We start from the raw sequence: 14,459 nt of genomic DNA, 5'->3' as shown, positions 1-14,459 counted from the left end.
GGCGACCCCGAAAGGAGCCGCCCCGCGGTCTTCGTAAGTATGATGCGCCAGCTACCAGTCGCTGCGCTTGCGCTGCGTCTCCAGCGCATTGGCTTGCTCTTCGTAGCTAGCAAAACCGGCGTGGTGCAGAGCGTCGGCCACGGTCTGCTCCCAGTCCCAGGAAGCGTAGATCACCGGCTTGTGGAAGCTGTTCCGGAAGGAGAGCATCTCCTGGCGGTAGAACGATTCCTTGCTGGTCTCCAGATTCTCGCGAAGCTGCTCGGCCAGACGGGTCAATTCACCATCATACCATTCGCGCAGGTCCTCTGGAGTGCGGTATTTCTTCAGGAAGTGTCCGTAGTTGTGGTCGTTCATGATCTTCTTCAGGCGCTCGAAGTGCTTGTTCTTGAGCCAAGCGCCGAGCTCGGAGAGCGGGATGTTCTCGGCCTCAACGGCCGCCATGTCGATCTTGGTCTGCTGGTAGGTATCGGGAACCACGGAAGCCGAAACGATTCCCGCCACGCACACCAGGCCGCGCAGGATCTCCGAGTTGGACACGCCCTGGCCGCAGAAGCCCACCTTCTTGCCCATCTTCTGACCCGTGAAGATGGTCACCAGGATGGCCCAGACGACCGCCGGATCTTCCTCGTCATAGATGTGCTTGAGGCTCGCGTTATCACGGTCCGTGGCCAGAACCATCTGGGTCATGTCGTTGGAGCCGATGGAGAAGCCGTCGAACTCGGAGAGAAACTCCTTGGCCAGGATGGCGTTGGAAGGAATCTCGGACATGAGGATGACTTTCAGCCCGTCCTGTCCGCTCTTGAGCTTGTGCACGAGCTCGAGATAACGCTTCATGCTGCGTGCTTCCTCAAGTGTGCGCACGAAAGGCAACATGATCTGGAGGTTCTTGCCGCCGAAGATCCCGCGCGCGAGCTTGAAGGCGTCGAGTTCCCAGTCGTGAATGTTGCGCGACACGCCCCGATAGCCGAGCATGGGGTTGTCCTCGTGGTGCTCGAAAAGCGACCCGCCGACGAGGTTCTTGTACTCGTTCGACTTGAAGTCCGTGGTGCGGTAGATGATGGGTTTGCCGTAGAAAGCCATGGCGAAGACGGCCAAAGACTGCGAGAGGATCTGGATGTAGTATTCGCGACCGGTGCGGAACCCCTTGGAGATCAAGAGCTTGCGAATGCGCTCCTCAAGCGTGCGAATCTCTTCCATGTCGCCGGCCAAGCCGATCTTCACGGCGACGTCCTTGCGCAGTTCAGTGATGCGTTCAATAGTCTCACGCACCATGGGCAGCCCCTTGATGCGTTGCACGATCTCGTCGGCGCGGGCCTTGGTCTCCAGGCGGCGAGCCATGGCCTCCTGATCCGCGGGCTCGGGCGCGAGAAGCTCGTCGTACCCCATAATCACGGCCACGTGCGTTTCAAGATCCACGGACGTCTTGAGTACGTCGAGGTGGTTGGTGGCCATTGCCACGTGCTCGTCGAGTTTGCGGTCGAGCTCGCGCAGCTTTCGGTGGATGGCCAGTATCTCGTCGGTCCCCCGTGCGCCCTCGGATTCGGCCAAGGCTTCCATCTCGTCGGTCAAGCCGGTGATCAGGCCCACGTAGTTGCGGAGTTTCAGGGAAAAGGAAATGATGCCCGCGTGCAACTGCTCCTTGAGCACCTTGGTCAATTGGGCGTCAAGCTGTTTCAGCTTCTTGCGCACCACATGTTCGAGAGTCCCGTTGTCGAACGCCTCGAGCGCCATGGGGTGGATGCCTATGTTGCCGAGCATGAATTCAGCGCGCAAAAGGCCGACCTCGAAATCGGGAACTTCGCGCAGCCGCGAAAGGAACAAGGCTTGGCCCACGTCGGCCAGAATCAGACCGACCTTGGTCTTGGTGGCGGGGAGTTTGGAGACGTCGAGTTCGCCACCGACCTCGACCAACGGTAGTTTGCCCCGGAAAACCTTGCCGCGCGAGCCGTCCACCGTGACTTCCTGCCCGTCCAGTGAACGCAGCATCTCCAAGCGCTGGATGCCGATGACCGCCGGAATACCGAGTTCGCGTGAGGTGATGGCCGCGTGCGAGGTGTCGCCGCCCACGTCGGCCATGATGGCGCCGGCGATACGCATGCCCGGCACCATGTCCGGGTCGGTGCGCTCGGCGGCCAGGATGTCGCCCTTGTTGATCTTGTTCAGTTCCAGGGCGCTGCGCAGGAACTTGACCGTGCCCGCTCCCGCACCGCGCGAGGCGCCGTTGCCTTCGAGCACGACCTCGGCCCGCTTGGCGGCCTTGGATTCGACTTCGAGACGACGCATGAAGATGGTGTGCGGGTGGTCCTCGAACTCCTCGTTCCAGCGCGTTTCCGGCCTAGCCTGCACGAACCACAACCGCGACGAGGCGTCAAGACAGAACTCGGTGTCCATGATCATGCCGCCGTAGGCCTTGGAGATGGCGCGCACTCCCTTGGCGACCTCCTCGGCCTGGGCCAGGGAAAGCGACCAGCGGTAGGCCTCGTCATCGTCGACCTTGGCGACCTCGGTTCCGCCTCCCGGGCTGTAGACGATTTTCTTGTCCTTGTAGCCCATGAAGCGGATGACGACCTCGGCCCCGTCGTCACGCTGCCAGACGTAGAATTTGTCGGGCGTGACCATGCCGCCCACCACGGCCTCGCCAAGGCCGTAGGAGGCGTCGATGGAGACGAGTTCCTTGCGGTCGGTGCCCCGGCAACCCGTGGCCGTGTCGGCCGAGAATGCGGTGCCGGAAATGACCGGATTGATCATCCGCATCACACAGACCGAGAGTGAGGTGTTCTCGATGGCCCACTCTTTCTTGGCCAACTCGGCGATGGAGTCGTCGCCGGTCTCCTCGGCTTTGCCCACGGCGTCAAGGATGGCCTCGCGGCGGTACGTCATCGAACGAAGGTTGTAGGCCGAGGCGCAGTCCCAGTGGTAGGCCTCGACGCACATCTTCTCCCCAACGATGTTCAGATAGGTGTCCTGCAGTCCGGCAAAGGCCTTTTTGCGGGAATCCTCGCCGGCCGCGGAGGAGCGCACGGCCACGGGAACGTCCTCGAGAGCCGCCTCCTTGCAGATCGAAGCGTAGGCCTCGCGCACGGCCTGGGCCACTTCCTCGGGCAGATCGACGGAAAGGATGGCCACCTGGACCAGAATGGAACGCCTGCGCAACTGGTCGATGCCCTCAGGGGAGGTCGCGAAGCCCTCGACCACGTTGTTGACGAAGGTGCGCAGACGGATCGATGAACCCTTCTTGACGGAATCGTCGGTCTTGGCCTTCTTGGCCACGGTCCGCACGAAGTGCTTCAGATATTCGGGGTCCTTGTTGATCTCCGCGTCCGTCCAGTCGGTGCTGTTGTATTCATGATCGACCAGGGAGCGGATATGCGAGGCGTTGACCCGCGTCTCGTCCAGGACCTTGTGGAACGCCAGGGCGGAAATGGCCCTGAACTGGGGAGCCCGGATGCCGGACACCTGGCTGATGATGGCCGTGTTGTAGTTCTTGCCTCCCACGAGCAGTTCGGACTCCTCGCCAATGGCGACGATGTCCGCGCCGGTGAGCACCAGCTTTTGCTTCAGATCCTCGGCAGACTGCTTCTCGGCCTTCTTGGATTTGGAAGGCTCGGACGTTGTGCTGGCTTTAGCCATTCTCCACTCCTTGGGCAGCGATATTCCCGGCTGATGGGGAGCGAGGGAGAAAAATCCCTTCGCTCCCCGGCGAAAACCTAAGGGGCGTCCGACAGGACCGGCAAACGGAACAGTTTACCGTCTATCCTGTGCCATGGCGCTCCGTCAATCGTGAGCCACCTAGTTGTCGGCCCCAAGCGCCGCGCCGCACCGCGGGCAAAAAGCGAAGTCGCTCTCCGCGATGGGCTTGGCGCAGGCCGGACACGTTTCCGTGACGGGCCCAAGCTCGATCAGCAGTTCGCCCTCCTTGACGGGGACCATGCGCTTGTCTTCCTGATAGTTGGCGTCCTTGAGCACACGCTTGACCATGGCATCCATGGGCGCATGCACGGACTTCTCTTGTTTCATAATGGAAATGTTCAAAAGCTCCTCACCCTTTTTGACGAAATCGCCGGGCGAAACGTGCATGACCCATAGGTCGCCGGAAGAGGGAGCAGCCACATGATAGGGGTTGTCCGGGTCGGCCATCTCAAGGCTGACCTTGTGCCCCGCCTTGGCCTCGGCCACGCGCACGTCGCACGAAAGGTTCTCCGAGTCCAGAACGTAGCGCACGACACGCACGCCCCGCACGTCCACGGGGGACATGTCGATGATGGACATCACATGTGGTTTGCCAGAACTGTCGGTGAAGGTCATCTCGCGACCGGACTCGAGCCCCTCGAACCAAACGTCGAGCGGAACGTTGTTGGGGTCGCCGAAATGACTGCGGAAATCAATGGTCTTCAGCGCGTCGCCAGGATGGTTGAGGTACATCAACAGTTCCTCGGGCGTCGGACGACGTTCGAGCCGCTTGGTCAGCGTCTCTTCTTCGGCCTCGATGTCCACGTCGGGCAGGGAGTCGAGCGGAGAATCCGTGGTACGAGTGGCGATGGCCTCGCGGTATTCGGCGCCGAAGGCGCTCTCGTAGACCCAATCCGGCGGCCAGCCGAGGGGCAGGCGACCGTACCGGCCGAGCAGCAGTTGGCGAAAGGCGTCGTTGGAGTCGGCATACAGCGTCAGCCTGTCCTCGCGTTCCGCCGGGGTCAGCTTGCCCTCTGGCTTGGTGGTTACAGCCTCCAAAACTTCAAGCAGCAGGCGCACGGCGCGCTCGCCACCGCGCTTGAAGGCCCCGGTCACAGCCAGAAACGCCGTGTTCCAGGTGATCTGGGAGCCGGGCGTGACGTCATGGTAGCGCACGATTTTGCGCGTTCCGGCCAAGAACTTGAGCATGTAGGGCAGCAGATGGATGTACCCCTGCTTCATGGCCCCTTCCTGGGAAGATGAGGTCGCGCCGCCGGGCATGCCGTGCTCGACCACGTCGTAGTCGATACCCTGGAAGTAGGGAGCGGTGTAGCGGTCGTAGTAGGGCATGATCTGCTTAAGCACGAAGTTGCAGTCGCGCAGGACGTTTTTGTTCAGGATGTTGGTCAGCCCGAACTCCTGCTCGATGTAGGCGGCCGTGGAAAGCACCTCGCCCTGGCCGTACCAGCGTACCGCCGCGCCCATGGCCACGTCGGTGATATGCGCGCCCGCCTGCACCGCAGCGCCCACCGCGGGGACGAAGAGGCCGTCCGTGCAGTGGCGATGATAGTGCAGCACGAGATCGGGGAACTTCTTACGCAGCCCCGAGATCAACTCGCGCAGGAACGCGGGAGGGCAGACACCGGCCATGTCCTTAAGCCCAAGGATGATCATTTTCTGGACCTTCTTGGGCGTCACGCCTGCCGCCTTGGCCGACATGCGCACGAGTTCGTCCGCCACGCCCAAGTAATGCTCGACTGTGAAGCCCTTGGCCCAGGAGAGGGAAATGGCGGGTTGCCAGATGTTGCCCTTGTTCTCCTTGGAGAGTGCCACCTCGGCGAAGGGCAGCATGTTCTCGGTGTGGTTGAGGAAGTCGAAACAGCGGATGACGTCGTATTCCTCGCAGATCATCTCGCCGGTGCGCCGCATAAGGTTCCTGGGCTGCGGCTTATAGCCGAGCACGTTGGTCGAGCGGATGAGAATCTGCTTCAGGGTCCGGGGCGCGAACACGTTCCACTCGTGCGCCTCGGAGAAAGGATAGGTCATGTTGGCCAGCATGGCCACGTGGAAGTGCGCGCCGCCGCCGTTCTCCAGGGAGAAGAAGTTGCACAGGTCCAGGTAGGGTCCGATGAGCCTGTCCTCGCCGAGACGGAAGCGGTTGCCCGAGTTGGACTGAGTGATATCGCGCGTCGTGGTGTCCGAAAAATGGACGACGCCCTCGGCCCTTGTGTCGCGGACCTTGTCCAGGATGGCCTGACGGTCGCCGCGCGGATAGGGGATGTCCGTGGCCGAGAGGTCGAGCGGCGGGCACACAGGCTCGAAACGCCCAAGCCGCTTGTCTTCCACTCCCCGGTATTCACCGAGTTGCACGTAGGGATTGTATCCCTTGGCCGAAATCTCGGCCACGAGGCGCGAAATCCTGAGCTCTTCCGGCTCGACGTCGGTATAATCGTACAGTTCCGGGTGCTTGCGCACGAAATTGGTGTCGAAGTCGGCGGAGATGAAGCGCGGATGCTTCACGATCTGCAGATGGAAGGGGATGGTCGTCTTGAGTCCACCGATGATGTACTCGCGAAGACCCCGTTCCAAGGTGGCGCAGACCTTGCCCCAGCTACGGCCGTAAGCGATGAGCAGCGCCGCCGCGGAATCATAGTTGGACGGGAATTCATATCCCATAGAAATGCACGAATCCAGGCGGATGCCCTGCCCGCCCGGGGACACGTAGCGCGTGATGAGGCCCGAGTTGGGGGAGAAATTCTTGCGCGGGTCCTCACAGTTGATGCGCACCTGAATGGCCCACTGGCGTGGCTTGGTGTTGCGTTCATTGAAACGCAGCTTGGCGCCGAAGGCCACGGCGATCTGTTCCTCGACGAGATCGACGCCGTAGCGGCACTCGGTGATGCCATGTTCGACCTGCAGCCGCGTATTGACCTCGATGAGGTATGGCGCTCCGGAGGCGTCCACAAGGAATTCAACGGTGCACAAGGAATGGTAGCCGACCTCGCGCACGAGGCGCTCAGAATATTCCTTGAGCCGAGCGCGCAACTCGGGAGTCATGCCCTTCCAGGGGGAGGGGGTGATCTCCACCAGCTTCTGGTGGTTGCGCTGCACGGTGCAGTCGCGCTCGTCAAAGCAAAAGACGTTGCCGTGCTTGTCCGCGATGACCTGGATCTCGATATGCCGGACAGAGGTCAGGAGCTTTTCGACGAAGAGCCGGGGGTTACCGAAGGACGCCTGCGCCAGGGCTGAAGCCTTGACGAACGACGATTCGAGCTGTTCGTCGTTGAAGACTTCGTAGATACCACGGCCGCCGCCGCCGCCCTCGGCCTTGAGCATGATCGGAAAGCCGATCTGATGGGCAAGCCTGCGCGCCTCTTCGACGGTCACCGATCCCTCGGAGCCCGGCACCACGGGCACGCCGCAACGCATGGCGAGATTGCGGACCTCGACCTTGTTGCCCAGAAGGCGCATTGCCTCGGCCGTGGGGCCGATGAAAATGATACCCTTGTCGGCACATTTCTTGGGGAACGAGTCGTCTTCGGCCGCAAAGCCCCATCCAGGGTGGATGGCGATGATTCCTCGTTGGGCTGCCTTCTTGACGATCAGGTCGATGTCCAGATACGCGCGGGGATCGGGGCCCAATAGAAGCAACTCACGGGCTGCGGCCGTGGTGGGCGAGGCCTTGTCGAGATCCGTGGCGGTCATGATGGCCACGCCCTGCGCCATCTCGCGGATGGTTCGCACGATGCGTCGGGCCGGAATACCCCGGTTGGCGACAAGAATGGACTTTCCTTTGATCTCCGCGACTACCTGATCATACGTCTTCTCGGCCATATGCGTCCTTAAAGAAAAACAGATTTTGGCGACCCTGCCGCCCTTGTCATGAATTCAACATTATAACGGATAAATACTGCCCGAGTAAAGCCTGACCATCCCGCCTTCCCGGCCGGACCGGTCGATGCGCAGGCTTCCGTCCTCGTCCAATCCCTCGAAAACCCCTTCCACCTGGGTGGAACCGTCCACCACCCTGACCCGGCGGCCAAGAAAGGCCAAACGGGGCCTGAGCAGACGCGTGAGGAAATCACGCGGACTTCCCGCAAGCGTCCCGTTCAGGGTCCGTCGCATGCCACTCCCCATGACGAGCCAGGTGCAAAGCGGTCCCCGTGGCGGGTCGAGACGCAACACCCCCGCAGCCAGGGCGTGATCCCGACGCAATTCGCCCACCAGGGGAGCATGGGAGAGATTCAGGCCCATTCCGACCAGCAATATTCCGCGGCGCTCCTCCACGAGGAGGCCGCCCACCTTTCCGCCGCTGGTCAAAAGATCGTTTGGCCACTTGACCAGCGTGTCCACTCCGAGCGGTTCGAGCGCGACGCTCGCGGCGTAACCAAGCAGGAGAGGGCACAAGGCGGCGAACGCAGCGGAAAATTCGGGAAGCCGGAGCGTGACGTGCAGATTGCCGGGCGTCGAAACCCAGCCCCGACGAAGCTGCCCCCTGCCTTGCTCCTGGCGCGCCGCCACAACGCTCGCCCACGGCGACAAACGGTCGGCCAACGCCATCTCGAAGGCTGCATCCATGGTCGAGGCGCACGAATCCAGCACGATGACCGGCCCGGCAGACGCCTGCATGCCCGTTTCGAATCCTTCCGGGACTTCGTGCCATGGTCCGAGGTCGTCCACGTCCCGCGCCCATGATGGATGCAGAGCGGCCAACCCCGTGGGCGTGGCGGGCGATGCGATGGTTATGGAATGGAGCGCTGTCTCGAACGATCCCGACATATCCTCAGACCCGGGCCTCGGCCGGGAAGTCGAACCCCTGTCGTTCCCGCAGCAAAGCCTTGATGCGGCGGGACAAGGTGGTGATTTCCGGCTTGGATATCTGGTCGTCCGCCCCTACTGCCTCTCCCTTGTGGCGCAGACGGTCCGTGATGAGCGAGGAAAACAAGATCACGGGGAGTTTGCCGAGCACCGGGTCGTCCTTGATACGCTTGCACAGGTTGTGACCGTCCATAATCGGCATCTCGATGTCCGAGACCACGATGTTCAGCAGATCGCTGATCGGCCTGCCTTCGCCCTCGGCCTGCGCCTTGATCTCAAGGAGCCTGTCCCAGGCCTCCTTGCCGTTGATGCTCTGCTCAACCTCGAATCCGACCTTAAGCAGCCCGCGCGAAAGGGTTCCGCGAATCATCGAGGAATCGTCGGCGATCAAGACTCGCACGGCCCGTTCCCGTTTCTCCCCTTCTCGCGCCTCCTCGGATTTGTCGAGTTGGAAGGCGAGATTGGGGTTCAGGTCCGCGATGATCTTCTCCATGTCCAGGATGAGGATGATGCGGTTCTCGAACTTGACCACGCCCGTGATACTGGAGGCCGTGTAGTGCGTCAGATAGGCGTCGGGCGGCTCGACCTGCGTCCAGGAGATGCGGTGGATGCGATTGACTTCGGAGACGAGAAAGGCATTGATCACGTTGTTGAACTCCGTGACCACGACCTTCTGGGTCGAGCTGTCCTTGACGCGTTTGCCGAGCCAGCTCGAAAGGTCCACCAGAGGGATGATGCGCGATCTGAGGTTGAACGCGCCCAGGACGCATGGATGCGTGGTGTTGGGCATGGCCGTGGCCTCGGGCCTGCGGATGATCTCAAGGACTTTGGCCACGTTGACGCCGTAATGGCCTGTATACTCCTTCCCGTCGGGTCCGACTTCGTCGATGGTGAATTCAACGATTTCGAGCTCGTTGGTGCCGGACTCCAGAAGAATTTTCGACTGACTCATCGTCCCCCCGCTTTCGCCCTGCTCTTGGCAGCAAGGCGCACCGTTCTTTCTGACAAAAAAGCCCTGGAAAGAAAACCCTCAATCGCGTGCCGAACGAAATTCGTCGCCCTGCCGCTCACGGCGCGCTCAGGCAAGAACGATGCGGGGGCATGGTGAACGCCTGGGAATGAAGGAATCCAGGACCGCAAAAGGCTGCGGCGTCAGCCTGTGACGCCGGGTGAGGTAGTGCGCCGCAGACTTGAAAATGATCGGGTCGGGCTTGGTGTCATGGATGCACAACAATTCACCCCAACTCGTCAGGCAGATGCTCCAAACTTCCCGCAATTCTTTGGCGTCCCGGGACGCGAGCAGGTTGAGTACGAAGAAAGCGCGCACCACCTGTTCCTCGCCGAGATAGGCATCCGGATCGACTTCGAAGCTGTCCTGCGCAAAGAACGCCGTCAGCGTGTTGAGAAGTCCGGTGACTTCTTCCATAGCCAACGGGGCGATAGTGGCGTCGCCGTGCAGCGGAGTGGATTCCGACCAGAACCCGTTGGCCACGATGAACGCGAAAAGCGCCACAGGGTCCTCGGAAACGCGAACTGTTTCCCACTCGCCAGCGGCCGCTCCAAATGGCCGTCCCTTAATTCGCCAGCGGGTTTTGCGTCCGGGCGCCTTGTCCGCGGAAAGGTGCATCTCCCTGAATGCGCGCTTGGCTTGCATCAGGAACGGCGCGCGCTCGACCTTGTGGTCGCGTCGGGCAAAGGCGCAAATGATGCGGCGGCCAAGGCGCGTCATGTCCTGCGGGGTGATGCGCGAAGCGACCATCGCCTCGCCCTGCGCGAGCCTTTCACGGATACGTCCGTAGGCCCCGATCATGAACGCGCCTATGAGCGTTCCCATCTTGGAGCTTCGCGCCAGACTCCATTGTTCGTTTCCGCTTCGTACTCCGGGCTCGGCCCCGTCTCCGAAAACTTGACGCATGGCGGCCAGAACACCGCTTCGGGCAAGGGAGGAACAGGGCGTGGGCGCGACGAGGGAGAAGCGTTGCGCAAATGCCTCGCGCAGTAAGTACAGGGCCTGGGTTTCCCCGATGTCCTTGTAGTACGAGCGAACGCGGGCATACAGCGCCAGAGATGGATCTATCGCCCATGGGTCAGGAACCCGGCGCACGATATTCGCCTTGATTTCCTCGCACAAGAGGCCGCCCTTCGAGGGGTTCTGACGCGCGTACTGTTCGAGCAGACCGAGCTTCATGATGGATTTAAAGGGACTTTTGATGGCTTTGACAATCTGCCACAGACAGGCCCCAAAAAATTCCTCGGGCGGAATTTCGAGAAGCGGTCCGAGATCGATTACCCGTCTGGGTTCGCACAGCGGATGCGCAAGGACTTCTGGCAACAGTCGCTCGTACTCCTCGGCCGAAATGCCCGAAGGCATGAGGCACCAAGCCGGAACGCCCCCGCCAAGCCTGAGGAATGTGCGATAGAATTCGTCTTTCAGAAGAAGCGCCTGGGCCGATCCCGAGCTTTCCTCGTCGCTCGCGCCGAATCGATTGACCCGGATGTCGTCGAGGGTCATGAGGAAAAAGTGTACTTCCAGGCCGAACTCGTCACGGGCCCATGCCTCCAAATGCGCAAGCTTGCCTCTCAGACCGTCAAGGGCCAACGCATCGACCCTGCCATCGTCCAGACAAACCCAGCAGTCGAGGTCCGATTTCACGGACTGGGCAAGCGTTCCCAGGCTTCCCATGGCGTAAAGTCCAGCAATGTTGATCTTCCCCCCCCTCCCTTTGGGCAGGGTGGAATCCGTCAGCGCAGTAAGCTCTTCCGCCTGCTCGAAAGAGGGGGCGAACCCCTCCAATCGGCACGCGGGTACACCGAGGAGGCCGTGCTCGGCTTCGTATTCGCGACCATTCAGTAGTGCGGGAAGCAACCGCAAAAATTTCGCCTGACGCGCCGTCATGATAGCCTCCGCCCAGGCAAGACGGCGATCGTTCTCACCTGCCATGCGTAGTTCCGCCACGCGCAGAGATCGCTGCCTGGCGAATCTGCGCAGGACGGCATCCATGAACCGCGCAGCTCGTCCTTCCTTCAACGCCTTGGTCGGCGCCTCGACGGCGCGTCCCGCGTCCAGATCCTCCAGAAGGGGCCACAGCGTCTCCTCCATGAGGCGCATGAACGGAGCCGAATCCGCCTTGCAACCAACGGCCCGGCATCCGGCGAAGGCGGTCTGTCTCGCCGTGACGCAGGTGAAAGAGCACTCCGCGAATGCCGAAGACACGAGGCTGCATTCCGAAAACTCGACACCGGCAAAGGAACATTCCCGACAGTTCATGTCGGGCAGAAAACATGCCAGCAGGCGGCTCGACCGAATTCGCGTACGATCGAGCCGCGCCTGGGCCAGATGGCAGTGACGGAATTGCGATTCCGAGAACGTGCAGCCGAAAAGAACCGCGCCACCAAAATGGCAAGCCACAAACATTGCGCCACGGAAACGAACACCATCGAGACGGGCCTCGCTCAGGTCCGCTGCCTTGAACTCGCAATCCACGAAGACGCAATCGCGCAGGGCCGCTCCCCGCAGGGAACAGGCGGTGAAAGAGCATGAGACGAACGTGCATGACGTGAGCTTGGCGCCAGCAAAGTCCACTCCACCGAAAGTTGTCCGCTCGAACCGTGCGGAAGCCAGCGTCGCCCCGGCGAAGACGCAGTCCCGCACCGTACGGTCCGTGAACGAACCGAGTTTCAGTGAAGTGCTCGAAAAATCGATCCCATCAACGCCGCGCTGACGTCCGAGCACATGGCCCGGATCGGCTCTTTCCCGGCCGAAAAAACGCGCCAGGAAGCCGCGCGACGGGATCGATGCCTGTTCCGCCCCTGGGACGAAAGCGCCCTCGATCCGTCGTTCATCGTCCCTGCCGCGCTTGCGTTGCGAGAGAATAAAGCTCTCGACAGCTTGCGCGTCCTCGTCGGAAAGAAGACTCGCAAACCCCAGTTCCTTGCGTTTGAGGCAGGCCAAACAAAAATCAGGGTCCAGGCGCACAAGACAGAAGAAGAGGTAAACGGTGATCTTCCTGCCCCCGGCCGCATCGAATTGCGCCAGAAACTCCTCGAAGGCGCCACGCGGCAGAACCAGCGCGCGGTGGGCCAACACTCGGCGCATGTCGCGCGAGCGGGAGAAAAGCCTGCCGAGAAGCTGTCCCGACTTGTCGAATCCGATCTCCACCAGCGCATGCGCCGCGGCCCCCACTACCTCGGGGCACGAAGCCCCCAGTCCGGCGAGAATGGTCTTGGCTATCCACGGGTCGTCCGCCACGACTTGGCGCGCGGCAAGCCGCAAAAGACGCGCCGAGGGTCGGGCAGGCGGAGCCGACGTCACGACCAGCCGGGTTACGGCGGCCATGTCGCCCAGGGCTGCGGCCGCGTCGAGCAGGACTGGATTTTCGAGGTGTGCCGGATCCGCGGCGAACCGCTCGCGTAGAAAACGACCGTATTCGCCGTTTCGCAAGCGTTCTTTGATCGGCCAAGCCAGTTCGGCCCCACGATTTTGCAGATCAGCCAGGAAATCGGTGACATCGACGACCGGCAAATCCAGGGATGCCATCAGGACGTGGGCATGCTCCGCCAGTCCCGCATCGACGGATTGAACGCCCAGGCACAGGGCGTTGGCCAGATGCAAGCGCTCTCGCGGCGAAAGCGAATCCATCAGCACAATCATCTGCGCCAACGGAAGCGGCATTTCATCCAGAAGGCGGAGTGCGACCTGCGGCCCATGCCCGCCCAACCCGAGCAGGAGTCTGAGGCATTCGCGAAGCGTGCCCGCATCACGGGCACATGCCCCTGGTTGCGCGAGAACCGTCACGACCTCGGCGGCGGCGCGGCGCACCTCCGTCCGGTTAGCGTCGACTCGTGCGAAAACCTCCAACAATTCAGTCCATACGCTCCCACCAAGACCGCTTTCCCGTCCGGGCAGCAGCCGCTCCCGCAGAGCGGCGGCGAGGCGCAACGCCTCTGAGACCGAAACTTCGGCGACGAGTGTCGTTTCAGGGCTCATTCGGCGACTCGTAACAGGCGCAGGGTGTTGTGCGGACGTTTGGACGGGGAGCCACAAAAGACGCAAAGTGCGTAGAAAGCTCCCACCCCGAAGGCCCCCATCAGTTTCTCTTCCGGGCCGCCCTACGGATGGCGGCAAAGAGGTCGCGCACCTCCGAGGCGTGTGCTTCAGCCAAGCGCCTTACATACCTTGCGAGGCCTCCTGCGGCCATGGAAAAGGGCGGAAGCCACTGAGGCTCCGGAAAATCAAGAGCTTTGAAATCGACGCGGGCAAAGGCAAGGCTGACATCGAGACCGCAACGCTCGTCGGTGAGCGTCGCGCCTGTCAGTTCACGCCGCTCTACCTCGGCTGGATCGAGGCTGCGAACGTAGCGCAAGGCGCAACTAGGCGTAGTCTCGGCATTCACCTCGACCACCCGTCTGTTAATGTCTTCTGCAAGTTCCTTGATCTGCCAAAGATGCGCCGACACGCGCTTGCGCTCCGGCCGTTCCAAATCGTCGCTCCACACCCCGTTCAGATACGCGTCCAGTTCCTTTTGGAAGGCGTCATAGGACGTTTCTACAAGACGCATGTAGCGGGATGAGAGACGGAACCCGAACGGAACGCTCATTGCGGCGATGCAGGCGGCTTGAGCCCGGGACGCCAACTCCTCGTAAGGGTGGGGAGAAACGCCGAGGCTGGCGTAGAACCCTGCGACACCCGCATCGTCGAAAAGCAGAAAGTGCAGGCACGCGGCACGCTCGCACAATCGGGACAGACACGGACGAAGTTCTTCGACCAACCGTTGCCAATGTTCAATGTCATCTTCGAGTTCCCGGCGGACGCCAAAAAAACGTTCCGCCATTTCGCTCACGACTTCATTGCGCAGTCCGTCGGCGTAATCGTCGAAGTTGGATATCATGCAAAGCGTTGTAGCCATGGGCCGCGCAACAATCAATCGGCTGGGATGAAAAACAGCATGCCCCCGGGGCGGACGCACCAGGGC

General features: G+C 61.6%; 6 protein-coding genes. All 6 read right to left on the bottom strand.

The window, feature by feature from the left end:
* Positions 1 to 51: 51 nt before the first annotated feature.
* Positions 52 to 3,630 (bottom strand): PEP/pyruvate-binding domain-containing protein, encoded by a 3,579-nt coding sequence (locus DSAT_RS13695; RefSeq protein ID WP_020888128.1) that lies wholly within the window; start codon positions 3,628 to 3,630, stop codon positions 52 to 54.
* 159 nt (positions 3,631 to 3,789) lie between these two features.
* The gene (locus DSAT_RS13690; RefSeq protein WP_020888127.1) at positions 3,790 to 7,503 is read right to left on the bottom strand and encodes a pyruvate carboxylase; all 3,714 of its coding nucleotides are present in this window, start codon (positions 7,501 to 7,503) and stop codon (positions 3,790 to 3,792) included.
* A 60-nt stretch (positions 7,504 to 7,563) separates the two neighbouring features.
* Positions 7,564 to 8,448: a biotin--[acetyl-CoA-carboxylase] ligase gene (locus tag DSAT_RS13685; RefSeq protein WP_084712868.1), complete on the bottom strand. Its 885-nt coding sequence runs from the start codon at positions 8,446 to 8,448 to the stop codon at positions 7,564 to 7,566.
* Between the two features lie 4 nt (positions 8,449 to 8,452).
* Positions 8,453 to 9,439 carry a chemotaxis protein gene (locus DSAT_RS13680; RefSeq protein WP_020888125.1) on the bottom strand — a complete coding sequence of 329 codons (987 nt, stop codon included), beginning with the start codon at positions 9,437 to 9,439 and terminating at the stop codon, positions 8,453 to 8,455.
* A 126-nt stretch (positions 9,440 to 9,565) separates the two neighbouring features.
* Positions 9,566 to 13,426 (bottom strand): class I adenylate cyclase domain-containing protein, encoded by a 3,861-nt coding sequence (locus tag DSAT_RS13675; protein ID WP_161656109.1) that lies wholly within the window; start codon positions 13,424 to 13,426, stop codon positions 9,566 to 9,568.
* A gap of 148 nt (positions 13,427 to 13,574) precedes the next feature.
* Positions 13,575 to 14,375 carry a hypothetical protein gene (locus DSAT_RS13665; RefSeq protein WP_040371281.1) on the bottom strand — a complete coding sequence of 267 codons (801 nt, stop codon included), beginning with the start codon at positions 14,373 to 14,375 and terminating at the stop codon, positions 13,575 to 13,577.
* Positions 14,376 to 14,459: the final 84 nt, after the last annotated feature.

This window comes from Alkalidesulfovibrio alkalitolerans DSM 16529 (assembly GCF_000422245.1).
Taxonomy (GTDB): Bacteria; Desulfobacterota; Desulfovibrionia; order Desulfovibrionales; family Desulfovibrionaceae; genus Alkalidesulfovibrio; species Alkalidesulfovibrio alkalitolerans.
Note: the sequence above shows the minus strand (reverse complement) of the source record. Positions and strands in the feature narration are given on the sequence as shown.